The 22,113-nt window shown below is 64.5% G+C and carries 22 protein-coding genes; 9 read left to right on the top strand and 13 right to left on the bottom strand.

From position 1 onward, the window contains the following. Positions 1-159 precede the first annotated feature (159 nt). Both WDM24_RS09725 and WDM24_RS09720 read left to right on the top strand, forming a co-directional pair. Complete coding sequence (locus tag WDM24_RS09725; RefSeq protein ID WP_414645703.1) at positions 160-870, top strand: FecR family protein; 711 nt, start codon at positions 160-162, stop codon at positions 868-870. A 14-nt stretch (positions 871-884) separates the two neighbouring features. Then, entirely contained in the window at positions 885-2,051 is a 1,167-nt protein-coding gene (locus tag WDM24_RS09720) for a hypothetical protein (RefSeq protein ID WP_338831027.1), read from the top strand. A 161-nt stretch (positions 2,052-2,212) separates the two neighbouring features. On the opposite strand, the gene WDM24_RS09715 is transcribed toward WDM24_RS09720, so the two are convergent. The 3 genes from WDM24_RS09715 to WDM24_RS09705 form a co-directional block, all read right to left on the bottom strand. After that, positions 2,213-2,701 (bottom strand): VOC family protein, encoded by a 489-nt coding sequence (locus WDM24_RS09715; RefSeq protein ID WP_166298761.1) that lies wholly within the window; start codon positions 2,699-2,701, stop codon positions 2,213-2,215. Between the two features lie 25 nt (positions 2,702-2,726). After that, positions 2,727-3,164, bottom strand: a complete 438-nt coding sequence (locus WDM24_RS09710; RefSeq protein ID WP_166298762.1) for a VOC family protein — start codon at positions 3,162-3,164, stop codon at positions 2,727-2,729. 103 nt (positions 3,165-3,267) lie between these two features. Beyond that, a complete protein-coding gene (locus WDM24_RS09705; RefSeq protein WP_338831026.1) occupies positions 3,268-4,284 on the bottom strand; it encodes an alpha/beta hydrolase in 1,017 nt (338 codons plus the stop codon). Positions 4,285-4,596: 312 nt separating this feature from the next. On the opposite strand from WDM24_RS09705, the gene WDM24_RS09700 reads away from it, so the two are divergent. Further along, positions 4,597-6,123, top strand: a complete 1,527-nt coding sequence (locus tag WDM24_RS09700; RefSeq protein ID WP_338831025.1) for an amidohydrolase family protein — start codon at positions 4,597-4,599, stop codon at positions 6,121-6,123. A gap of 166 nt (positions 6,124-6,289) precedes the next feature. On the opposite strand, the gene WDM24_RS09695 is transcribed toward WDM24_RS09700, so the two are convergent. The 6 genes from WDM24_RS09695 to ggt all read right to left on the bottom strand — a co-directional run bounded on the left by WDM24_RS09695 (position 6,290) and on the right by ggt (position 12,186). Continuing rightward, positions 6,290-7,027 carry an enoyl-CoA hydratase/isomerase family protein gene (locus WDM24_RS09695; RefSeq protein WP_338831024.1) on the bottom strand — a complete coding sequence of 246 codons (738 nt, stop codon included), beginning with the start codon at positions 7,025-7,027 and terminating at the stop codon, positions 6,290-6,292. A gap of 54 nt (positions 7,028-7,081) precedes the next feature. After that, the gene (locus tag WDM24_RS09690) at positions 7,082-7,600 is read right to left on the bottom strand and encodes a cupin domain-containing protein (RefSeq protein WP_338831023.1); all 519 of its coding nucleotides are present in this window, start codon (positions 7,598-7,600) and stop codon (positions 7,082-7,084) included. A gap of 114 nt (positions 7,601-7,714) precedes the next feature. Beyond that, complete coding sequence (locus WDM24_RS09685) at positions 7,715-8,704, bottom strand: D-2-hydroxyacid dehydrogenase family protein (protein ID WP_338831022.1); 990 nt, start codon at positions 8,702-8,704, stop codon at positions 7,715-7,717. Positions 8,705-8,747: 43 nt separating this feature from the next. After that, positions 8,748-9,206, bottom strand: a complete 459-nt coding sequence (locus tag WDM24_RS09680; RefSeq protein ID WP_338831021.1) for an FKBP-type peptidyl-prolyl cis-trans isomerase — start codon at positions 9,204-9,206, stop codon at positions 8,748-8,750. 63 nt (positions 9,207-9,269) lie between these two features. Continuing rightward, positions 9,270-10,475, bottom strand: a complete 1,206-nt coding sequence (locus WDM24_RS09675; RefSeq protein ID WP_338831020.1) for an FAD-dependent oxidoreductase — start codon at positions 10,473-10,475, stop codon at positions 9,270-9,272. A gap of 124 nt (positions 10,476-10,599) precedes the next feature. Continuing rightward, positions 10,600-12,186, bottom strand: coding sequence for a gamma-glutamyltransferase (ggt, locus tag WDM24_RS09670; protein WP_338697131.1), 1,587 nt, complete (start codon positions 12,184-12,186; stop codon positions 10,600-10,602). 172 nt (positions 12,187-12,358) lie between these two features. On the opposite strand from ggt, the gene WDM24_RS09665 reads away from it, so the two are divergent. Together WDM24_RS09665 and WDM24_RS09660 are read left to right on the top strand one after the other, a co-directional pair. Continuing rightward, on the top strand, positions 12,359-13,111 hold the full coding sequence (locus tag WDM24_RS09665; protein ID WP_338831019.1) for a rhodanese-related sulfurtransferase: 753 nt from the start codon (positions 12,359-12,361) through the stop codon (positions 13,109-13,111). Next, positions 13,104-13,319 carry a SlyX family protein gene (locus tag WDM24_RS09660; RefSeq protein ID WP_166298771.1) on the top strand — a complete coding sequence of 72 codons (216 nt, stop codon included), beginning with the start codon at positions 13,104-13,106 and terminating at the stop codon, positions 13,317-13,319. Before WDM24_RS09665 ends, WDM24_RS09660 begins: the two co-directional genes overlap by 8 nt. 30 nt (positions 13,320-13,349) lie before the next feature. Here WDM24_RS09660 and WDM24_RS09655 read toward each other — a convergent pair whose 3' ends face one another. Continuing rightward, positions 13,350-14,237 (bottom strand): LysR family transcriptional regulator, encoded by an 888-nt coding sequence (locus WDM24_RS09655; protein WP_338831018.1) that lies wholly within the window; start codon positions 14,235-14,237, stop codon positions 13,350-13,352. 398 nt (positions 14,238-14,635) lie between these two features. Here WDM24_RS09655 and WDM24_RS09650 point away from each other — a divergent pair, with 398 nt between their 5' ends. The 3 genes from WDM24_RS09650 to WDM24_RS09640 all read left to right on the top strand — a co-directional run bounded on the left by WDM24_RS09650 (position 14,636) and on the right by WDM24_RS09640 (position 17,168). After that, on the top strand, positions 14,636-15,049 hold the full coding sequence (locus tag WDM24_RS09650; RefSeq protein WP_338697123.1) for a TadE/TadG family type IV pilus assembly protein: 414 nt from the start codon (positions 14,636-14,638) through the stop codon (positions 15,047-15,049). Position 15,050: 1 nt separating this feature from the next. Then, positions 15,051-16,721 (top strand): pilus assembly protein TadG-related protein, encoded by a 1,671-nt coding sequence (locus WDM24_RS09645; protein ID WP_338831016.1) that lies wholly within the window; start codon positions 15,051-15,053, stop codon positions 16,719-16,721. Positions 16,722-16,877: 156 nt separating this feature from the next. Continuing rightward, a complete protein-coding gene (locus WDM24_RS09640; protein WP_338697119.1) occupies positions 16,878-17,168 on the top strand; it encodes a PilZ domain-containing protein in 291 nt (96 codons plus the stop codon). A gap of 128 nt (positions 17,169-17,296) precedes the next feature. Here the strand turns inward: WDM24_RS09640 and WDM24_RS09635 are convergent, their stop codons facing one another. Continuing rightward, positions 17,297-17,482 carry a hypothetical protein gene (locus WDM24_RS09635; RefSeq protein WP_165126033.1) on the bottom strand — a complete coding sequence of 62 codons (186 nt, stop codon included), beginning with the start codon at positions 17,480-17,482 and terminating at the stop codon, positions 17,297-17,299. A gap of 147 nt (positions 17,483-17,629) precedes the next feature. On the opposite strand from WDM24_RS09635, the gene hemE reads away from it, so the two are divergent. Beyond that, positions 17,630-18,676, top strand: a complete 1,047-nt coding sequence (gene hemE / locus WDM24_RS09630) for a uroporphyrinogen decarboxylase (RefSeq protein WP_338831015.1) — start codon at positions 17,630-17,632, stop codon at positions 18,674-18,676. A gap of 138 nt (positions 18,677-18,814) precedes the next feature. Here hemE and WDM24_RS09625 read toward each other — a convergent pair whose 3' ends face one another. Both WDM24_RS09625 and WDM24_RS09620 read right to left on the bottom strand, forming a co-directional pair. Further along, positions 18,815-20,446, bottom strand: coding sequence for a choline dehydrogenase (locus WDM24_RS09625; RefSeq protein ID WP_338831014.1), 1,632 nt, complete (start codon positions 20,444-20,446; stop codon positions 18,815-18,817). 77 nt (positions 20,447-20,523) lie between these two features. Then, a complete protein-coding gene (locus tag WDM24_RS09620; protein ID WP_338831013.1) occupies positions 20,524-22,113 on the bottom strand; it encodes a bifunctional 3-(3-hydroxy-phenyl)propionate/3-hydroxycinnamic acid hydroxylase in 1,590 nt (529 codons plus the stop codon).

Raw genomic sequence — 22,113 nt, 5'->3', positions numbered from 1 at the left:
TATGTGACGAATGTGATCAGAACTCACTCTCATACCCGCTCCTTGAACGTCCTCGAATTCATCAGCACCGCTTCAACTCAGCAGAGCTTGTGACAATTATACAATATCAGCTGCAGGGGCGATCCGATACGATGACAGGGTTGGTCGATCGGTATTGCAATGAATTTGCCTCACAGCTTTCTTTCCATTCTTGCGCTCGGTCTTGTCGCCGCACTGACGGCGCATCCCGCTCGCGCGCAGACGCGCGTCGGCGAAGCTGCCATGGTGAAGAACGAGGTCCTTCGTGTTGCGGCCGCGACCACGCCGATCAATGTCGGCGACGCACTGCTGCGCGATGAGACGGTGCGCACCGGTCTCGAAAGCGCCGCGCGGCTGGTGATGGCTGACAGCACCAACCTTTCGCTCGGTCCGAATGCCTCGCTCAAGCTCGACCGCGCCGTGTTCGACGACGAGCATCATTACCGCGATGTCGCAATCCGCCTGACATCGGGCGCGTTCCGCTTCGTCACCGGCCACTCCGACAAGGCCGCCTACAGGATCACGACACCGCTTGCGACCATCGGCGTTCGCGGCACTGTGCTCGATATCCTGTCACAACGCGGCAAGACCACGGTGGTGTTGCAGGAGGGCGCATCGACGGTGTGCACGTCGAACCGGCAGTGCATCGATCTGACCCAGCCGGGCGACACTGCGATCATCACCTCGAGCGGCGGCCACACCACGATCCAGAAGACCAACAATCCGCCCTGGACCTTTGCCGCGACCTGCAGCCAGGCGGCCGGGCTCTGCACCGTCACCCAGTTCGCCGATGCGACGCCGGTGACGCCGCCGGTCGACGACGACCCCACCGGCATGCTGTGCGGACGCTGAGCATGATACGGCGCATGCATCAGTTGGTTCTGTCGGTCGCTCTGACGACGGCGCTGTCGCTTGCAATGCTGCAGGCGCTGGCTGCGCCGGCCCAGGCGCAGACTCCAACGCCGAACTGTACTTCAATTCCCGAAAGCACGCTGGCGGCGTCGCCGAACTGCAATTCGACCCCCACACCGACGCCTACTCCGACACCAACGCCGACGCCGTCGCCTACGCCCACTCCAACTCCTACCCCAACGCCGACGCCATCCCCAACGCCGACACCAACCCCGACGCCGATCACCGGCGCGCCGTCGAGCGGCGGTTCGATCAACGGCCTCGCCGACCAGCGCTTCAACCAGATGATCACCAACCGCGTGCTCGGCACGGTGCTGCTCGGCGTCAACGAGCAGGTCAATTGCAATGACTGCATCAGCGCCTTCGGCTCGGCCGGCTCGTTCTCGGCGGGCATCCACGGCCGCAAGACCATCACGCCGAACCTGTCGCTGCTCGCCGGCATCGCCTACACGCAATATGGCGAGGGCGGCTACAACGTCACCAGCGCGCCGATCGGCGCCTTCGCGTTGCGCTACGACTTCGTCGACTGGGGCTCGTCGCGGCCGTTCTTCGACGTCGGCACCATCCTCTCGCCGTCCGAGAAGGTACGCTACACCCGCAACTACGCGACGAGCCTCGGCCCGGTGTCCATCACCAGCCAGACCTCGAGCGAGAATTACGGCGTCTACGGCCGCGCAGGCTGGATCAACCGGCTGTCGGCGCGTGATGAGCTCGCGGCTTCGGTCGAGGTTTGGCAGTTGTGGCAGCGGGTCAAGGGCTACAGCGATCCCGCTGTCGCCTTCAATCCGTTCGATGCAACGATCGCCGACGGCACCGATCGCACCAGCCTGGTGAAGATCGGCGGCCAGTGGACGCATCTGTTCGGATCGAACATCGAAACCAACATCAATGGCGGCTGGGTGCAATCCTTCGCCACCCATTCGGGCATCGTCGCCACCGTCACCGGCGACGGCACCATCGTGCCAACGATGGGCAACCAGGGCTGGTTCGAATATGGCGGCCGCGTCGGCTTCCGCATCACCAAGGGCTGGATCGCCGACCTGTTCGTCAACGGCACCGCCGGGCCGCAGCCGGTCGGCAACACGGTTCACGGCGGCGTGGGACTGAGGATCAATTATTAGGGTGCGCGCCCACCTCGCCCCGCTTGCGGGGAGAGGTCGAAATTCGAGCGTCGCTCGAATTTCGGGTGAGGGGGAACCTCCGCGAACGCACTTGTCACCGTTATCGCGGATGGGCCCCTCACCCCAACCCTCTCCCCGCAAGAGCAGGGCGAGGGAGAAGGTTAAGCCGCCGCCTTGCCTTCATAGGCGCGGCGCAGGCCTTCGACGTCGAGCTTGATCATCCCGAGCATCGCCTGCATCGCGCGCGCAGCGCCGGCCGCATCGGCGCCGCCGATATAGCTGTGAAGCTGGCGCGGCACGATCTGCCAGGACACGCCGAAGCGGTCGCGCAGCCAGCCGCACTGATCCTCCTTGCCGCCACCAGCGAGCAACGCGGCCCAGAGCCGATCGACCTCGGCCTGATCGACACAGTCGATCGAGAACGAGATCGCATGGGTGTATTCCATCCGCATCCCGCCGTTCAGCGCCATGAAGCGCTGACCGGCCAGCGTGAACTCGACCACCAGCACGGTGCCGGCCTTTCCGGCCGGACCGTCGATGATGTTGTTCTGGATCTTGTCAATGCGGGAGTCCGGCAACAGCGAGACGTAGAAGTTCGCGGCCTCCTCGGCCTCGCCGTCGAACCACAGGCAGGGTGACACTTTTGACATCGATGAGCTCCTTGTCGGCGCGCGCTCAGGCGGTGACCGCGGCGGACTGCGCCTTCATCGCGGCCTCGACGTCCATCCACATCACTTCCCAGATGTGACCGTCGGGATCCTCGAAGCTGCGACCGTACATGAAGCCGTAATCCTGCTGCGGCGACGGATCGGCAGTACCGCCGGCGCCCTTGGCTTTGGCGACATAGCCGTCGACTGCGTCGCGGCTCTCGGCGGACAGGCAGATCAGCACCTCGCTCGTGGTCCGGGCATCGGCGATTGTCTTCGGCGTGAACTGCCGGAACTTGTCGTGGGTCAGCAACATGACGTGGATGGTGTCGGAGATCACCATGCCGGAGGCGGTGTCATCCGAGAATTGCGGATTTTTCGTCGCCCCGATCGCCTCATAGAAGGCAGTCGCGCGGGCGAGGTTGCTGACCGGCAGGTTGACGAAGATCATTGTCGGCTTGGCCATGAACGGCTCCTTTTCTCGGGGTTGTGCCCCGAGGACGAACCGCATGGCCGGCTCCCGACATCGCCGCGCAGATTCTTGTTGCGGCGTCCTGCCGCAGGGTGCCTCAGGTCACGATCGGCGTCGGCATGGTCAGAAATGCCCGTGTCACATGCCAGAACAGCTCGCGATTGGTGGCCAGCGCCACCGAATGTGCCGTGCCGGGCAGGATGATGAACTGCCGGTCGCCATTGGGCAGTCTGTTGAAGAACTCCTCGAGGTCGGGGACCGCCGCGATCCCGTCATATTCGCCGCGGACCAGCAGCACCGGCGCCGGCACCTTCTCCGGATGCACCACCGGCAGATTGGCGGTCATGTCGAGATAGGTGCCGGTCGGGATCTGGTCGCCGAACTGCATCTCGACATCGGCCAGCACCTCCATCACCGCGGGATCCGACGTGCCGGGCCTGTCGCGGGTCGCGATCGAGCGGATCATGTCGCGGTCGCGCTTGCGCATGTTGTGGCTGCGGTAATAGGCGAGCTGCTCGGCGCGCTTTGCCAGCGTCGGCGAGCCCTCGCCCTTGTAGGTGAAGGCGGCGAACACCAGCCGGTCGATCCGCTCGGGCGCCGCCATCGCGAAGGCGCCGGCCCGCAGCGCACCGGAGGATTCGCCGATGAAGTGATATCGCCTCTCGCCGGTCTCGCGGGCGATCACCTCGACCGCGGCCTTCAGATCCTCGACGCCGCTTGCGATATCCGCATTACCCGAGGTGCGGCCCGACTTGCCGTAATTCTCGTGGTCCATGGTCCAGCAATCGAAGCCGTAGCGCGCAAAGACATTGAGCAGCGAATACTCGCCTTTACCCGGCACCGTGAGGTCGAACACCCTTGATGTCACCGACGAGCCGTGGACGAAGAACACCACGGGCCGCGGCGGCTCGCCTTGCTTCGGCGCACCGATCCGCTTGCGGAACATCCACAGGGGGATGTCGCCCTTCTTCGCCCAGTATTCGCTGCTCCAGATTTCGCCTTCGGCCGGAACTGCGCTTGCGACCCGCGCCGGCGCTTCGCCGAGCACACCGGCTGCCGTTGCAACGCCGATGCCCTTGATGATGGTGCGCCGCGAATGGTCGGAATTCGTCATGGTTCGCCTCCCCTTCTGAACGACGGGGCTTCGTTCGGCCCCTGGGTTGCACAATGCTAGCATCCACAACCGTCATTGCGAGCGCAAGCGACGTGTCCGCCGAAGCCTTGGCGAAGGCGGAAGCAATCCATAGCGCCGCTTGCTGCGGGAGTATGGATTGCTTCGTCGCGTACGCTCCCCGCAATGGCGGCAAATGCGATGCACGATTTTGTGAATGCTGTTTCCGGCAATCGGCGCGGACGACGGATGGACTTGGTCCTAGTCTCCGCCCCGGTCCGACCGGAAATATCCGGCGAGAAGCGGGAGCGAAGAATGAGCAGCAATCTGACCGACGAAGAACTTGCCGCCTTGATGCCCTCCGAACTGTGCCAGTACCCAACGCCGATCCCGACCCAGATCGTCTCCAGCGACGAGTTCTATCCCGATCCGCAGAACGAACGGCAGCGCGAGGTCGAGGCGCGGCTGCTCGCGATGGCCGACGATCTCGGCGGCAAGCAGGGCCTCGACCGCCGCAGATTCTTCCAGACCGCGGCCGGCATGGCCGCCTCCTTTGTCGCGATGAACCAGGTCTACGGGGAGCTGTTCGACGTGACCCCGGCCGAGGCCGCGACGCCCGCGATGGCGCAAGAGCGCGCCAACGGCCTGAAGGACCAGTTCATCATGGACATGCACACGCATTTCCTGCGCGACGACACCCGGATCATGGGCTTCGTGGAAATGCGCAAGGCGGTCGGCAAGGCCGGCTGGAACAAGCAGCTCAGCGACCACGAGCAGACCATCGAGGATCTCAAGTTCAACAACTACAAGAAGGAGATGTTTCTCGATTCCGACACCAAGATTTCGCTGATCTCCTCGGCGCCGTCGGATATCGAGCAGGACTGGTTCCTGACCAACGAGCAGATGGCGGACGCGCGCAAGAAGATCAACGACGAGGCCGGCTCGCGCCGGGTGTTCTGCCACGCGATCTTCACCCCCGGCCAGCCCGGCTGGCTCGACAAGCTCGATGCCGCATTGGCGCTGAAGCCTGAATCCTGCAAGGGCTACACGATCGGCGACAACACCCACAAGGAGATCAGCCGCTATCCCTGGCGGCTGGACGACGAGAAAGTCGCCTACAAGGGCTATGAGAAGATGGTGAAGGCGGGCATCAAGAATGTCTGCGTCCACAAGGGCCTGTTCCCGCCCGGGATCGAGAAGCAATATCCGAACCTGCGCGGCTTTGCCGACGTCGCCGATGTCGGCCAGGCCGCCAAGGACTGGCCGCAGCTCAACTTCGTGATCTATCACTCGGCCTATCGCCATGTCGGCGGCGACCCGAGGGTCGCGCTCGCCGAATTCGAGCGCACCGGCCGGATCGCCTGGACCAGCGATCTCGCCGACATCCCGGCGCAGTATGGCGTCAGCAATGTCTATGGCGATGTCGGGCAATTGTTCGCGACCACCCTCGTCGCCGAGCCCAATGTCTGCGCCGCGCTGATGGGCACCCTGATCAAGGGGCTCGGCGTCGATCACGTGTGCTGGGGCACCGACGCGCTGTGGACCGGCGCGCCGCAATGGCAGATCGAGGGCCTGCGGCGGCTGGAAATCCCCGAAGTGATGCAGAAGAAGTTCGGCTACGCACCACTCGGCCCCGCCGACGGACCGGTCAAGACGGCGATCTTCGGCGACAACAATGCGCGGCTCTACAACGTCCAGCCGAAGCGCGCGATGCTGGAGCTGAAGGGAGACCGCTTCGCGATGATGAAGGCGCAGTATGAGAAGTCAGGCGCCGAGCCGTCGAATACGCGCTACGGCTATGTGGTGCCGAACGGGGCGATCGATCACCGGGTGTTTGCGTAACTCTCACCCCTCGTCATTCAGGGGCTCGCCAACGGGTCCGCGCAAAGCGCGGCCCGATGACAGGCTCCGCGAGAACCTCAGATGCGCAATTGCGCATCGGGGAATCTCGATATTGTGGCGCGAGATTCCGGGTTCGACGCTTCCGCGTCGCCCCGGAATGACTGCGTCACTTCCCCGTGAACCTCGGCTTGCGCTTTTCTGCGAAGGCCTTGACGCCTTCCTTGAGATCTTCGCTGTCTCTGACTTCATCGAGCAACCGCCGCGCATCGGCAACGGTTTCGAGAGGTCCCTTCGGCATGGCCTCGCGCGCCAGCTTCTTCAGCGCGCGGACCACCAGCGGCGCATTGCCGGCAATTTTCGCGGCCATCTCCTGCGCCATCACGACGTGCTGACCTTTCGGCGCGACCTTGTTGACGAAGCCGATCTGGAAGGCGCGCTCCGCCGACATTTCCTCGCCGACCAGCAGAAATTCCATCGCAATCTTGTGTGGCATCCGTGCCATCACCGATGACACGCCGCCCGCGGTGGTGCCGATCTTTCCCTCGGGATAGATGAAACGTGTCGTCTCCGACGCCACACACAGGTCGGCCATCTGGACCAGCACGAAGGCGCCACCCACGACCCAGCCCGACGTCGCCGCGATCACGGGCTTGTCGAGTTCGACACCAAGGCCCGGCACGGCGTGCCACATGTTGGCGGGGAGATCACCGACATCAGCGCCGACGGAGAAATATTTCTCCTCGGCGGAGGCCAGCACCGCGACGCGGTCATCGCTGTCGCGAAAGCGCCGCCAGGCATCGCGCAACTCCGTACACAACGCGTCGTTGAGCGCGTTGTGCTTCTCGCTGCGCGCCATCGTGATGGTCGCGACGTGATCCGCGCTCTCGTAGCGAACGAGCGTCATGCTGGCCTCCCTGCTCTTGTTGTTATTGTCTTGCGTCGCGGACGCGCCGCGACGTTATTTCTTCTCGTCGGGATGCCGGTGCACCGGGTCGACCCACAGCACGGTCTCCGGCTTCTCGATCGGCTCGATGTCGAGATTGATCGCGACCGCCTCGCCGTCGGAGCGCACCAGCACGCATTCCAGCACCTCATCGCGGCTGGCGTTGATCTCCTGATGCGGCACATAGGGCGGCACGAAGATGAAATCGCCGGGACCGGCTTCGGCGGTGAACTGCAGCTTCTCGCCCCAGCGCATCCGCGCCTTGCCCTTCACGACGTAGATGATGCTTTCGAGATGGCCGTGATGATGCGCGCCGGTCTTGGCGTCCGGCTTGATGCTGACGGTGCCTGCCCACAGTTTCTGGGCGCCGACGCGGGCGAAATTGATCGCAGCCTTGCGGTCCATGCCGGCGGTCGACGGCACATTCGGATCGAGCTGATTGCCGGGAATGACGCGGACGCCGTCGTGCTTCCAGCGCTCGTCGTCGTGATGGTGATGATCGTGGTCATGGGTGTGATCGTGGGAGCCGCTCATCGTTCTTGCTTTCGTTGGTCAAGTTCGTGCAGGGAACGCTACCGAAAAGCGCGAGCGCAGGCGAGCGGAAAATCGGAACGTTCCGGCGCGGCCGCACGTTGTCCTTGCGAAGCTTCAGCCGCGCGAGCGCGGATGTGCCAGCGCGTCCGGATTGACAACGTCGGTCGGCGTACCGGCGGCGTAGGCCAATATCTGATCGAAGATATCGGTGAACTGGATCTGGTATTCGTCGCGCGAGACGTAGCCGAGATGCGGCGTGCAGACCACGTTGTCCATGTTGAGCAGCGGATCGGCGGTGTCGCGCAGCGGCTCCTTCTCGTAGACGTCGATCGCGGCCATGCCGGGCCGGCCGGCGCGCAGCGCATCGACCAGCGCGCCGGACGCGATCAGCGGCGCGCGGCTGGTGTTGACGATCAGCGCGGTCTCTTTCATCCGCGCGAGGTCTTCCGCCTTGACGATGCCGCGCGTCGCGTCGACCAGCCGCATATGCAGCGACAGCACGTCGCAGCGGTCGAAGAAATCCGCCTTGCTGGCCGCGGTGTCGTAACCGTCGGCGCGCGCCTTGGCCATCGCCGGTTCGCGCGCCCAGACCAGCACGTTCATGCCGAACGCGTTGCCATAGCCCGCGACCACGGCGCCGATGCGGCCGTAGCCGTAGATGCCGAGCGTCTTGCCGCGCAGCGTATGGCCGACGCCGATCTGCCATTTGCCGGCCTTCAGCGCCGCCATCTGCTGCGGGATCGCACGCATCGCGGCGAGGATCAGGCCCCAAGTGAACTCGGCGGTGGCGTAGGACGGCGTTTCGGCATGCTGGCCCGACGACACGATGATGCCGAGCCGCGTGCAGGTGTCGATATCGATATGCGGATAGACGCTGCGCTGGCTGATCAGCTTCAGTTTCGGCAGCCGTTCGAGCAGCGGCGTGCGGATCTGGGTGCGTTCGCGGATCAGGACCAGCACGTCGGTGTCGCGCAGCCGTTCGGCGAGCGCCTCGACGTCCTGGACGTGATCGTTCCAGATCGTGACGTCGTAGCCGTCGAGCTTGCGGAAGCAATCGAGGGTGCGCAGCGTGTCGAAATAATCGTCGAGGATCGAAATCTTCATCGCTGCGCCCTCTCTTGTTGTGGGCTGGTTACGTCACGCCCAATTATTTCACGCCAAGCAGCTCGACGTCGAACATCAGCGTCGCATTCGCCGGGATCACGCCGCCGGCGCCGCGCGCGCCATAGCCGAGATCAGGCGGGATGATCAGCGTGCGCTTGCCGCCGACCTTCATGGTGGCGACGCCCTCGTCCCAGCCCTTGATCACATGGCCCTGGCCGATCGGAAACTCGAACGGCTCGTTGCGGTCGACCGAGGAGTCGAATTTCTTGCCCTTCTGGCCGTTCTCGTAGAGCCAGCCGGTATAGTGCATGACGCAGGTCTGGCCGGGCTTCGGCGAGGCGCCGGTGCCGACCTTGCTGTCGATGATCTGGAGGCCTGAGGCTGTGGTCATGGGCTTTCCTGCGGTTTGGGCCGTTGCCGTCCCGCTGACAACGGACGTGGAGACTGCCGCCGCAAGTCCGGCGAACGCAGTCTTGATGATCGTGCGTCGGGAAGATCGCATCTTGCACCTCTCGTGAAGAACGGCCGTCTCTAGCCCAGCGCAGGGCAATTCCCTAGCCATTTTTCAGTGACCGGCTATGCCGCCATCGCGGTCCAGCGCGAAATCGTCGAGCAATGGCGAGGTGCCGCCCGCGACGAGATCACCGATCAATTGCGCGGCCAGATAACTGAAGGTAATGCCGTTGCCGCCATAGCCGTACGCGGCATAGACGCCCTTCGCGCCGGGCACCGGACCGATCAGCGGCAGGCCGTCGCTGGTGGTGTCGAACGTCCCGGCCCAGCGGTATTCGATCTCCGTTGCCGCGAACGGCCAGAGCGCGGCGAGACGTTGCGCGAGCCGCCGCGACTTCTCCGGGATCAGGCGGTCGCGATCGGGCGCGATGATCTCCTCACTGTCCTCGCCACCGATGATGATGCGCCCCGCCGGCGTCGTGCGTGCGTAGAGGTAATCCCTGGCGTTCTCCCAGATCAGCGCGCCATCCTTCCAGATGTTCTGCGGCTGCGGCGTGGTCGCAATCGCCCAGCTCGAGGACACGGCCTGGACCTTCGACCGAACGATATCCGGCATCACGTAGCCGGTCGCCAGCACGACAGCCCTCGCGGCAATTTCGTGGCCATCCTCGAATCCCACCGTGACTGCGGCACCTGCCGGATCGAATACCACGGCCTCCGCATCGAACTGCCGCGCACCGCGCGTGACCGCGAGGTGGAGCAGACCGCGGGCCAGCTGGAGCGGATCGGCATCCGCCGCGCCAGGCGAGACGATCGCGCCGGCACGCGCCATTCCGTAGGTCTCGAGCAATTGTCCATGATCGAGGAAGTCGCCGGGCAGACCGGCGCGGCGGCGAAGCCGATGCTCGTCGAGCAATTCGGCTATGGAGCTGCCGGCCGCCAGATAGAGCGAGCGCTTGTTTCTGATCTCTCCCGGCAGCTTGTGGTCACGAACCAGCGAGATCAGGCCGGTCACGGCATCGAGGCTTGCCCGATAGGCACGCGCAGCCCGCTCGAAGCCGTACATCGCCGTCAGCTCGACAAGCGGACGGTCGATCTCCCACAACAGCATCGAGGTGCTGGCTGCAGTGCTGCCGCGGCCGGGGTGCTCACGGTCGACAATGACGACGTCGAGCCCCTGACGGGTCAGGCGCTCGGCGACCAGCGAGCCGGTGATGCCGGCGCCGACGATAAGCGCATCGCAGGTGAGATTCTCCGATAGCGCAGGACGCGGCGGCGGCGTTGCGGCGACAAACCACGGCGAGATGCCGCCGCGCAAATCGGCCTGGTCAGTATCATCTGAATCGAGGGAACGGATGACGGGCCTCGCGGGGAAGGGCTTCCAGCACCAACCCCCGCGACAACACCTTGTTCCGCCGGTCCAGCTTCGCCGGCCGCGACAATCAGTAGCCGAGCGCGCAGCCGTCCTTGCGTGGATCGGAGCCGCCGGTCAGCGTGCCCTTGTCCCAATCGATCCAGATCCCCTGGCCACCGCCGAGCGGCGCGACCACGCTGGTGGTCTTGTGGCCGATCTTCTTCAGGCCTTCGACGATCTCCGCCGGCACGCTATCCTCGAGCTGGTAGACGCCCTCGTAATGCAGGCCGCGCGGCATGTCGATCGCCTCCTGCACGTCACAGCCATAGTCGAGCATGTTGGTCAGCACATGGGTCTGGCCGACCGGCTGGTACTGGCCGCCCATCACGCCGAACGGCATCACGGCACGGCCGTTCCTGGTGGCCAGCGCCGGAATGATGGTGTGCAGCGGACGCTTGCCCGGCGCGATGCAATTCGGATGACCGGGCTGGATGCGGAAGCCGCCGGCGCGGTTCTGCAGCAGGACGCCGGTCTTGTTGGAGACGATCGCCGAGCCGAACGAATGCGCGATCGAGTTGATGAACGAGCAGACGTTGCGGTCCTTGTCGACCACCGTGATGTAGACGGTCGACGGATTCATCGGCGGCGCAACGTTGGGCAGATCGAGCAAGCCATCCATCCGGATGTTCTTGATGTGCTCGTCGGCGAACTCCCTGGAGAGAATGCCGGCGACGTCGACATGCGCGTGCTGGGGATCGCCGATGTACTGCTCGCGCATCATGTAGGCGATGCGGGCGGCTTCGGCCTCGAGGTGGAAGCGCTCGATGCTGAGCGGCTTGAACTTCGTCAGGTCGAAGCGCGACAGGATGTTGAGCATGACCAGCATGGTGATGCCCGGTCCGTTCGGCGGGCACTGCCAGACGTCGTGGCCCTTGTACATCGTGCCGATCGGCGAGGTCGCCTCGGTCGAATGCGCGGCAAAGTCCTCCAGCGTATGCAGGCCGCCGATGCCGCGCAGCGTGTCGACCATGTCGGCGGCAATCTCGCCGCTATAGAAGGCATCGCGGCCCTTTTGCGCAATCGCGCGCAGCGTCTTGCCGAGCTCGGGCTGCCGGATCACGTCGCCGGCGACCGCAGGCTTGCCATGCGGCAGCAGATAGCGCTCGGTATTGGTGCCGTTCTTCAGCTTCTCAAAACCGTTCTTCCAGTCGAAGGCGATGCGCGGCGCGACCACGTAGCCCTCTTCGGCGGCCTTGATCGCCGGCTGCAGCAGCCGGTCGAAGCCGAACTTGCCGTGATCCCTGAGGATGACGTCCCAGGCGTCGATTGCGCCGGGAATGCTGACGGCATGCGCCGAGGTCAGCGGCACCGAATGGATATTGCGTTCGAGGTACCAGTCGGCGGTGGCCGCCATCGGCGCCCGGCCGCTGCCATTATAGGCCGTGATCTTGCCCTCGCCCTTCGGCTGGATCAGCGCAAAGCAGTCGCCGCCGATGCCGGTCGATTGCGGCTCGATGACGCCGAGCAGCGCGCAGGCCGCGACCGCCGCATCGGCAGCCGTACCGCCCTCGCGCATCACCTCGATCGCCACGAGCGCCGCCTCCGGATGCGAGGTCGCGACCATCGCGTTCTGGGCGTGGACCGTGGAACGGCCGGCGAAATGGAAATTCCTCATGGCGGAGAGCTCGCTTGATCGTGATGTTCTGATGCTGCTGCGGCGGATGGATGCCAAGTACATGGCACATTCATCCCCGGCAGGGCAATGCCTGGCATGCCAGAGGAATTATCCCGATAACGCATGGCTTTGCGGGGTTTCGCGGACCTGACCGGCCTGATAAACCCCGGCCATGCCGTTCAAGGTCGCCGCCTTCTACCAGTTCGCCGCGCTGCCCGATTTCCGCGCACTGCGCGAGCCGCTGCGCGGGCTCTGCGCGGGGCTCGATCTCAAGGGCAGCGTGCTGCTCGCCCATGAGGGCATCAACGGCACAATTGCCGGCACCGGCGACGGCATCGATGCCTTCGTCGCGGAGCTCGGGCACGGGCCGCTGTTCGGCGGCCGCCTCGACAATCTCGAGCTGAAATACTCCGAAGCCGCGCAGATGCCGTTCCAGCGGCTCAAGGTCCGGCTGAAGAAGGAGATCGTGACGCTCGGCGACACCACGATCGATCCGACGCGCCAGGTCGGCACCTATGTCGACGCCGCCGACTGGAATGCGCTGATCGCCTCGCCCGACATGCTGGTGCTCGACACCCGCAACGCGTTCGAGGTCGCGATGGGCAGCTTCGAAGGCGCGGTGGATCCCAGGATCGCGAGCTTCGGTCAGTTCAAGGAATTTGCCGCCCGTCATCTCGATCCCGGGAAGCACCGCAGGATTGCGATGTTCTGCACCGGCGGCATCCGCTGCGAGAAGGCCAGCGCCTATCTGCTCGCGCGGGGGTTTGCCGAGGTCTATCACCTCAAGGGCGGCATTCTGAAATATCTCGAGGAAACTCCACAGCAGGACAGCCGCTGGCGCGGCGACTGTTTCGTGTTCGACGAGCGCGTCGCGCTCGGCCACGGCCTGCGCGAGCGCGAACACGCGGGTGCCGTCGATGAATGATGCTGCAAGGCTGAGCGAACGGGTCGATGCGCTGGAGGTCCGCCTGACCTACCAGGACGAAGCCATCGAGACGCTGAACCAGACCATCACGGCGCAGTGGAAGCAGATCGACGCGCTGATGCGTCAGGTCGCCGAGTTGCGCGACCGGCTTCAGGAGACCGAACGGCAGGCGCCAGGGCCCGCCAACGAGCGCCCGCCGCATTATTGACCGATGCCGCCGCAATGCGGCGGCGGCGGATTACATGTTGCTCACCTGCCGGACCGGCTTCGCGCCGGCGAAGAACAGGCTCGACAACCGCTGCACCATCGCCGTCGCGCGACTTCCTTCGAGGCCCGGGCGGACACACAGCAGGCGCTTCTGCACCGGAAGCTCCGGCAGATAATAGTCCTTCGCCGAAACCAGGAAGGGCGGGATCATCCGCTCGGGGCACGCGGTCAGGCCATATCCGGCCCGTGCGGCTTCCAGTCGCAGCTGGTGGTTCGGGCTCCTGAACACGATCTTGTAGGAGATGTTGTGCTTGGTGAGCGTCCGGATCATCCAGTCGTCACCCGGCCACGCCAGGATCGGGATCGGCGCGCCGGGCCGCAGCACAAAATCGCGTGAACGCACCCACACCGAGCGTTCGTCGGCCTCGGCGGCGATCGTCACCTCGTCCTCGTTCTCGAGCGAAGGATTGCTGTAGACGAAGGCGATATCGATGTAGCCGTCGATCAATCCTCTGATGACGGCCGGCGACATGTCCGCGTGAAGCAGGACGTCGGCGAGAGCCTCGGCCGGATGAAGCTTGAGGAATTCCTCGGCGAGCATCGTGCTGATTCCGAGCCGCAGCGGCTGCGGTCCCTCATGACTGCCGCCCAACCGAAGCAATTGATCGTTGGCTTCGAGGATACGCCTTGCCTGCTGCACGGCGACCTTGCCGAGCTCGGTGGTTGTGGTGCCGTTTGCCGTTCTGACGAAGAGTGCGCCGCCGATCAGGCTTTGCAGTCGCTTGACCTGGGAACTGATCGCCGGCTGGCTGAGGCCGAGACGTTCCCCAGCCTTCGACAGGCTTCCCGTCTCAGCGATCGCAACGACGGTGCGGACGATCTCAGTAGGAATATTCAGATGCTGGCGTGGTCTGTGCATCGCGAGCGCTCCAATCTCAGCACGGGACGCAATTCCGATCTCCATAGTATGTGATTCAGCTATACTAACATTTGGTTGCACTTTCGTTTAGCTACAATTTGCCGCGACGGCACTTCTATTGCAGGCCATATGTATTGTTACGTGCATTTCCACGTAGAGCTACGGTATCGGATAACTGCATCTGCACACGCACGCGCCACCGCAGCAGCATCGAACCCCGGATTTCTGCGGAGACAGCATCAAATATTGTGATCACCCCATAAGGCATCGCGCGCCCGATCAATCCTGGTGCTGCCATTCATCTGAATTGACGTCACTGATTCGCGGAAGCGTTTTCATAGTTTTCCTTAATCAAAGCCTCGCAACGTGACGCGGTAGTTTGCGTCTCGAGGTGTTCCATGCCCAGGTTTTTTCGCTGTCGAAGCGGCGCGTCTGCGGTCGAATTCGCGCTCATGCTGCCACTTTTTCTCGCCTTCATTTTTGGCATCATCGTTTTCGGCTCGTATCTCGCGATGGTGCATGGCGTTCAGCAACTCGCCGCCGAAGCGGCGCGGTCGTCTATCGCAGGAATGACCGACACCGAGCGCAACAGCCTCGCGACGAGCTACGTCACCGCCAACGCATCCACCTATCCGTTGCTCCTTCCCGCAAATCTCACGGTCAATGCCGCGCCGTCGCCGGCGAACGCGAACGTCTACGTCGTGACAGTCAACTACAACGCGGCCGGCAACTTCATCTACAGCCTGCCTTTCGTACCCAAGCCCGCGAGCACCATCGTCCGCTCCGCGGCGATTCAGTACGGAGGATTCTAGGATGACGGCCACGCTGATGCTGATGCGTCGCTTCGGTGCCGATGAACGCGGAAACTTCGCGATGATCAGCGCTGGCCTGATGACGCTCGTGATCGGGTGCGCCGGGCTTGCAATCGATCTCGGCACGATCTTCGCCGACCGCCGCAAGACCCAGAGCACCGCCGATCTCGCCGCAATCGTCGCCGCCGCCAACCTGAACAATCCGGTCAACGCCGCCACCGCGACGGTGACACAGAACAACTATCCGGCCAGCGCGGTGGTCAAGGTTGAGACGGGGACCTACACCGCAAACAGCGCCGTCGCGCCACAGGCCCGTTTCGTGACCCCGGCGGTCGGCATTCCCAACGCCGCGCGTGTCACGCTGAATACCCAGACCCCGCTCTATTTCGCACGCTACATCACCGGCGCGAGCAGCTTCACGATCAGGACCACCGCCACCGCGACGTCGACCGAAATGGCGTCGTTCGCGATCGGCTCGCGGCTGCTCTCGGTCAACGGCGGCGTGCTCAATGCGATGCTCGGTTCGATGCTCGGCACCACGCTGTCGCTCTCGGTGATGGACTACAATTCGCTGATCAGCGCGAAGATCGACGCGCTGGATTTCCTGTCGGCGCTGGCGACCCGGGTCAACCTGACCGGCGTCACCTATAGCGACCTGCTGAGCAGCAACATCAAGGTCGGCGACATCATGGCGGCCGCGCTGACCACGCAGCAGATCACCAACGGCGCGGGCGCCGCGACGACCGCGCTGTCGACGATCTCCCAGGCCGTCACCGGCTCCTCAACCAAGATTACGCCCGGAACACTGGTCGACCTCGGCCCCTTTGCCAACCTGACGGTCGGGCAGAAACCCAAGGTTGGCGCCAGTATTTCGGTATTCGACCTCGTTAACACCGTGGCGCAGATCGCGAACGGGAACCATCAGATCGCCACCTCGGTCAATCTCGGCCTGCCCGGCATCGCCAACGTTTCCGTGATCGCAACGATCGGCGAGCGCCCGGTCGGCTCGAGCTGGATCGCGATGGGCACCCAGGGCGTGAGCGTGCACACCGCGCAGACCAGGATCCTGGCGACGGTCAATGTTCTCGGCTCCGGCGCCGTTTCCGCGATCAACCTCCCGGTCTATGTCGAGGTCGCCTCGGGCACCGCGACGCTCAACGCGGTGTCCTGCGGCCATCCGAACATCAACACGTCGCAGGTGACGGTCGGCGTGACACCCGGAATCGTGGATGCATGGATCGGCAATGTCACGATGGCCGATATAACCAACTTCACGACCAAGCCAAACCCACCACCGGTGACGCTGGTCAATCTCGGTCTCGTCACCGTCACCGGCCTCGCCCATGCCGGCATGGGCAACACCACGCCGACCAACGTCAATTTCAGCTACAGTGACATCCAGTCGGGAACCAAGAAGACGGTGACGACGACCAACTTCCTTACATCGCTGACGAGCACGCTGCTCGGCAACCTCTCGCTCACGATCACCGTCGGCCCGCTCGGGCTTCCGATCCCGGGATTGGGCGCGCTGGTCATGAGCATCCTGAATGGCGTGACGAGTCCAATCGATCAGGTGCTGGCATCCTTGCTCGCGACGCTCGGCATCGGGCTCGGCCAGGTCGACGTTTGGGTGCTGGGCGTCCGCTGCGACGGCGCGGTGCTGGTGAACTAAAGCATGATCCGGAAAAGTGCCAAGAAAAGTACCAGGCGGTTTTCCGAAGAGACCATGCTCAAACAAGGGGCGAAAGCGCGATGACGATTCAACCAAATCTCATCGCGCTTTAGGGGAACGATCGCGACCGCATCGATCGGGGGGTAGGAGACTGCCGTGAGTACAACAATAAGAAGATACAAGACGGACAGCCAGCGTACGGTATTGATGAAGCGCGGAACCATCTTCTTCCGCAACACCAGCGTCGGATGCGTTGTGCTCAATCTCTCGACCGGCGGCGCGGGGCTCGCGGTGGAAAGCGACGATGCACTCCCGTTTGCGTTCGATCTCGAGATCGAGAGCGAGCCGATCCAGCGGCACTGCATTCTGGTCTGGCGTCTGGAGCGCCGGCTCGGCGTGACCTTCGAATATGACCGGATGCAGCGCCCCGAAGGCGGCCCCATCTAGTCTGTCCCGACGATCACAAGATCGGGGCGGCTTCGTGGTCCGCTTCGAGCCACCGCCGCGCCGCTACCCGTTCGCCGCGCGGTTGAACCCAACTCGCATCGTGGTTAGCAACCGCTGGCATATACCAGCTAATTGTCCCGATTGCCGTCGTGCTTCGACGGCGCCGGCTGCGTGGCGCTGACCGGATCGGAGGCCGGGAACGTATCCTCCAATCCCTCCTTGAGCCGGCTGCGGGCCTTGCGGTCGGCAGCCTGCGCCTCGTGCGGCTTCTCGGCATGCTTGTCATGTGCGGCAGGATCGAATTTCTCGGCCATGTCGTCCCTCCATTCTCCGGAACAACGCGCCCAAGCAAACCGGGGGAACAACGCGCCCAAGCAAACCGGGGTTCCAGAACCGCCTTGGCCCATTGCGTCGCAGCGTGTATCAGGGGCGCAAATTTGACCTGATCAGGAACTTTCCGCGTGCCCCAGGATTCCGCAAAGAAGCCGCTCATCGAGGTCCTGTCGGGCCACCGGCAGCCCGTGCCGCCGCTCTGGATGATGCGGCAGGCCGGCCGCTATCTGCCGGAATACCGCGAGTTGCGCGCCAAGGCCGGCGGCTTCCTGGATCTGTGCTTCACGCCCGAATTCGCGGCCGAGATTACCCTGCAGCCGATCCGCAGGTTCAATTTCGACGCCGCGATCATCTTCTCCGACATCCTGGTGATCCCCTATGCGCTCGGGCGTTCGGTGCGCTTCGAGGCCGGCGAAGGGCCGCGGCTCGATCCGCTGGCAACCCCCGGAGAGATCGCCGCGCTGGCAACGCAGGCCGATTTCGGCAAGCTCGAGCCGGTCTTCGAAGCGCTACGCCGCGTCCGCCGCGAGCTTGCGCCTGACATTGCGCTGATCGGCTTCTGCGGCGCGCCATGGACGGTCGCGACCTACATGGTGGCCGGACAGGGCACGCCGGACCAGGCGCCCGCGCGGATGCTCGCCTACCGCCATCCGGACGCATTCGCCAAGATCATCGACGTCCTGGTCGAGAACTCGATCCACTATCTCGTCGGCCAGCTGAAAGCCGGCGCCGATTGCCTGCAGATCTTCGACACCTGGGCCGGCGTGCTGCCGCCACGCGAGTTCGCCCGCTGGTCGGTCGAGCCGACCCGGCGCATCGTTGCCGGGGTCCGCAAGCAGGTCCCCGGTGCCCGGATCATCGGCTTTCCGCGCGGCGCCGGCGGCATGCTGCCGGCCTATATCGACCAAACCGCCGTCGATGCCGTCTCGATCGATTGGGCAACCGAGCCGTCGATGATCCGCGAACGCGTGCAGAGCCGCGTCGCCGTTCAGGGCAATCTCGATCCGCTGGCGCTGATTACCGGCGGCGCCGCGCTCGACCGCGCGGTGGACGATGTGCTGGAGAATTTCGGCAAGGGGCGGCTGATCTTCAATCTCGGCCACGGCATCCTGCCGGAAACGCCGATCGCCCATGTCGAACAGATGGTCGCGCGGGTACGCGCGCATAAGGGCTGAGGCTCCTGTAGCCTACTCTATCACCGTCACCCTGAGGAGCGCGCCCTTGCGCGCGTCTCGAAGGGTCGACGGCCCCGGACCTCTCCGAGTTGATGGAGCGGGGCCGTTCATCCTTCGAGGCTCGCAAGTGCTCGCACCTCAGGATGACGGGTCGAGATACCTCGCATCCTCCAAAATCATATCCGACGCCTTTTCCGCGATCATGATCGTCGGCGCATTGGTATTGCCCGACATCAGGTCCGGCATGACAGACGCGTCGACCACGCGCAGGCCATCGACGCCGCGCACCTTGAGCCGCTGGTCGACGACCGCGAGCGGATCGTTGCCCATCCGGCAGGTCGAGGTCGGGTGATAGACCGTGCTGCCGGTGCGGCGGCAGAAATCCAGCAGGTCGTCGTCGCTGACCACCTTGGCGCCGGGATCGACCTCTCCGACCGAGTATGACTTCAGCGCCGGCGCGGCCAAAATCTTGCGCAGGATGCGGATGCCGTCGATGAAGGCGCGGCGATCGGTCTCGGTCGCCAGATAGTTGATGCGGATTTCCGGCGGCACGCTCGGGTCCGCGCTCCTGATCTTCAGCGAGCCGCGGCTTTCCGGGCGCAGCTGGCAGACCGAGGCGGTGAAGCCCGAGAACGGATGCAGCTTCTCGCCCATCTTGTCGGTCGAGAACGGCAGGAAGTGGATCTGGATGTCGGGCGACGCCAGCCGCGGGCTGGTCTTGAAGAACGCGCCCGACGTGCCGGCGGCAATCGTCAGCGGCCCCTTGCGCAGCGCCGCGTAACGCAGCCCGGCCATGACGCGGCGCACCGGATGGTTGATAACATCGTTCAGCGTGACGGTCTGCGCGCAGCGCGTGACGATGCGCACCTGCATGTGGTCCTGCAGGTCGTTGCCGACACCGGGCGCATCGAGCACGATGTCGATGCCGTGCTGTTTCAAGAGATCGGCGGGGCCGACACCGGAGAGCTGCAGCAATTGCGGCGAGTTGTACGCGCCGCTCGACACCAGGATCTCCTTGCGCGCCTTGGCTCTTCGCAAGAGACCGTCCTGCTTGTACTCGACGGCGCTCGCGCGCTTGCCGTCGAACAGGATGCGCTGCGCCAGCGCCGAGGTCTCGACATGCAGATTGCCGCGCGTCAGTGCAGGCCGCAGATAGGACCGCGCCGTGCTGGCGCGCCGGCCGCGCCGCGTCGTGGTCTGGAAGAAGCCCGCGCCCTCCTGGGTCGCGCCGTTGAAATCCGGATTGGTCGGAATGCCGACCTCGGCCGCGGCATGAACGAAGGCTTCCGACAACGGATCGTGATGCCTCCAGTCCGATACCGGCAGCGGTCCATCAGTGCCGTGGTACTTGTCGCCGCCGCGCTGTTGATCCTCCGCCTTCCTGAAATAGGGCAGGACGTCGTCATAGCCCCAACCGGCATTGCCGCGCTGGCGCCAGCGGTCGTAGTCCTCGTGCTGGCCGCGGACATAGAGCAGGCCGTTGATCGAGCTGGAGCCGCCGAGCACCTTGCCGCGCGGCTGGAACACCTGCCGCCCGTTGAGACCCGGCTCGGGCTCGGTCTGGTACATCCAGTTGACGGATTTTTCCTTGAACAGCTTGCCGTAGCCGAGCGGGACATGGATCCAGATGTTGGTGTCCTTTGGCCCGGCCTCGAGCAGCAGCACCGAGTGCCTGCCGTCGGCGCTCAGGCGGCTGGCAAGCACACAACCGGCCGAGCCGGCGCCGACGATGACGTAGTCATACTCCGCCGCATCATTCTTGTTGTTCACTGGTTTCCCCCGGCAAGTCTTTTTTCCGCAGACTGTGTTTCTTCCGGTGGTACAGAGAAAGCGCCGCCTTGAAAAGCCTAGCGCCCTGCGCTGAGGTTCTGGAGCAGTTGCTCGACAAGCATATTGAGCTCGCCGGCACCGCCGGCGGCACCGAAGACGTAGCGGTCGGGCCGGACGATCACCGCCGCGGCGCCATGTTGCCGCATCCAGTCGGCGAACAGGCCGTCGCGCTCGACCACGGTCAGGATACCGTTGGCGTCGGTGCTTTCGCCTGATGCGGTGATGACGACGCGCTCGCCGGCGAGATGCCGCCAGGCGGCACAGGACGTCTCCGACAGCCACGCCATCGGCTCGGCTGCCATCGCTACGATCGCAAATTCCGGCTTCAGCAGATCGTCGAGCCGGCAAGTCCGCCCGTCCGGCGCACGCACATGCGGCTGCACGAACAGCCGCCCGGCAAGATCGGCATCGCGCGCGATCAGACCGGACACGAGATCGGGGATGAATTTCTGCCTGATGGTTTCGGCCTTGCCGGCCTTGAGGTCGGCGCGCAGCCGCACGTCGCGCTCAGTGGCAGCCTCAGGATCGAGTTCGCCGATGATCTTGCCGAACTCCTTGGCGCTGGCGACGACGGCGCGGACATGCGGCTTGCGCTCAACCTCGTAGCTGTCGAGCAGCGCCTCGTCGGCATCGCCGCGCAGTACCAGCCTCAGCTTCCAGGCAAGGTTCACGGCATCGCGGATGCCTGCGCACAGCCCCTGCCCGAGGAACGGCGGCGTCTGGTGCACGGCGTCCCCCATCAGCAGCACGCGGCGGTCGCGCCAGCGCTCGCCGAGCAGCGCGTGGAAACGATAGACCGCCGAGCGCCAGATCGTGAGGTCGGAGATATCGGTGAAGCCTTTGAGCAGCTTCACGACGTTGTCGGGCGCGCCGGCCAAATCGGGATCCTCGCCTGGCAGCAGCTTGATCTCCCAGCGCCGCAGATTGCGCGGCCCCGGCACAAAGGTGCCGGGTCGCGACGGCCAGCAATACTGAAAACTCCGGGACGGCCGTTTGGCGAGCTCGCTGGTCAGCGTGTCCACCACCATCCACCATTCATCGAAGGAAAGGTCTTCCAGGCCGACGCCGAGTTGCTTGCGCACAAAGCTGTTGGCGCCGTCACAGCCGACCAGATAGCGCGCGCGGATCAAAAACTCCTCACCGGACTCGCGCTGCGCGGTCAGCGTCACCGCGCCGCCATCCTGCTGCAGCGCCACGCCGGCGGCCGCAAGGAGAACGTCGGCATGCGGATATCCGGCGAGCTTGTCGCGCAGCGCCTGCTCGACATCCGGCTGCACGAAGGTGACGTTCGGAATCCAGCCGAGCGGAAACGGCGGCGGCATCGGGTCGAAGATCTTGATGATCTCGCCGTCGACGCCGAGATAGTGCGAGCCGTTGTGCGGGGCGATCGCCTGCTCCATGAAATCGCCGAGCCCGATCGCCTGCAGCACGCGCAGTGCCTCATGATCGAGCGTGATCGCGCGCGGCTTGTCGTAGATGTCGGCGACGCGCTCGACGACGGCGACCTTCAAGCCGGCTTTGGCGAGCAGATTGGCGAAGATCGCACCGACCGGCCCGAGCCCGACGATGGCCACGTCATAGATGGGATTCGCGATCGATGATGCCAT

Source organism: Bradyrhizobium sp. 27S5, assembly GCF_037217225.1.
Lineage (GTDB): Bacteria > Pseudomonadota > Alphaproteobacteria > Rhizobiales > Xanthobacteraceae > Bradyrhizobium > Bradyrhizobium septentrionale.
This window is presented reverse-complemented; position numbering and strand designations above follow the sequence as displayed.

Bases quoted from the DNA above. Each gene is read 5' to 3' on its own strand.
- WDM24_RS09725 (WP_414645703.1), top strand. From the start codon at position 160: ATGAATTTGCCTCACAGCTTTCTTTCCATTCTTGCGCTCGGTCTTGTC.
- WDM24_RS09720 (WP_338831027.1), top strand. From the start codon at position 885: ATGCATCAGTTGGTTCTGTCGGTCGCTCTGACGACGGCGCTGTCGCTT.
- WDM24_RS09715 (WP_166298761.1), bottom strand. From the start codon at position 2,701: ATGTCAAAAGTGTCACCCTGCCTGTGGTTCGACGGCGAGGCCGAGGAG.
- WDM24_RS09710 (WP_166298762.1), bottom strand. From the start codon at position 3,164: ATGGCCAAGCCGACAATGATCTTCGTCAACCTGCCGGTCAGCAACCTC.
- WDM24_RS09705 (WP_338831026.1), bottom strand. From the start codon at position 4,284: ATGACGAATTCCGACCATTCGCGGCGCACCATCATCAAGGGCATCGGC.
- WDM24_RS09700 (WP_338831025.1), top strand. From the start codon at position 4,597: ATGAGCAGCAATCTGACCGACGAAGAACTTGCCGCCTTGATGCCCTCC.
- WDM24_RS09695 (WP_338831024.1), bottom strand. From the start codon at position 7,027: ATGACGCTCGTTCGCTACGAGAGCGCGGATCACGTCGCGACCATCACG.
- WDM24_RS09690 (WP_338831023.1), bottom strand. From the start codon at position 7,600: ATGAGCGGCTCCCACGATCACACCCATGACCACGATCATCACCATCAC.
- WDM24_RS09685 (WP_338831022.1), bottom strand. From the start codon at position 8,704: ATGAAGATTTCGATCCTCGACGATTATTTCGACACGCTGCGCACCCTC.
- WDM24_RS09680 (WP_338831021.1), bottom strand. From the start codon at position 9,206: ATGCGATCTTCCCGACGCACGATCATCAAGACTGCGTTCGCCGGACTT.
- ggt (WP_338697131.1), bottom strand. From the start codon at position 12,186: ATGAGGAATTTCCATTTCGCCGGCCGTTCCACGGTCCACGCCCAGAAC.
- WDM24_RS09665 (WP_338831019.1), top strand. From the start codon at position 12,359: ATGCCGTTCAAGGTCGCCGCCTTCTACCAGTTCGCCGCGCTGCCCGAT.
- WDM24_RS09660 (WP_166298771.1), top strand. From the start codon at position 13,104: ATGAATGATGCTGCAAGGCTGAGCGAACGGGTCGATGCGCTGGAGGTC.
- WDM24_RS09655 (WP_338831018.1), bottom strand. From the start codon at position 14,237: ATGCACAGACCACGCCAGCATCTGAATATTCCTACTGAGATCGTCCGC.
- WDM24_RS09650 (WP_338697123.1), top strand. From the start codon at position 14,636: ATGCCCAGGTTTTTTCGCTGTCGAAGCGGCGCGTCTGCGGTCGAATTC.
- WDM24_RS09645 (WP_338831016.1), top strand. From the start codon at position 15,051: ATGACGGCCACGCTGATGCTGATGCGTCGCTTCGGTGCCGATGAACGC.
- WDM24_RS09635 (WP_165126033.1), bottom strand. From the start codon at position 17,482: ATGGCCGAGAAATTCGATCCTGCCGCACATGACAAGCATGCCGAGAAG.
- WDM24_RS09620 (WP_338831013.1), bottom strand. From the start codon at position 22,113: ATGGCATCATCGATCGCGAATCCCATCTATGACGTGGCCATCGTCGGG.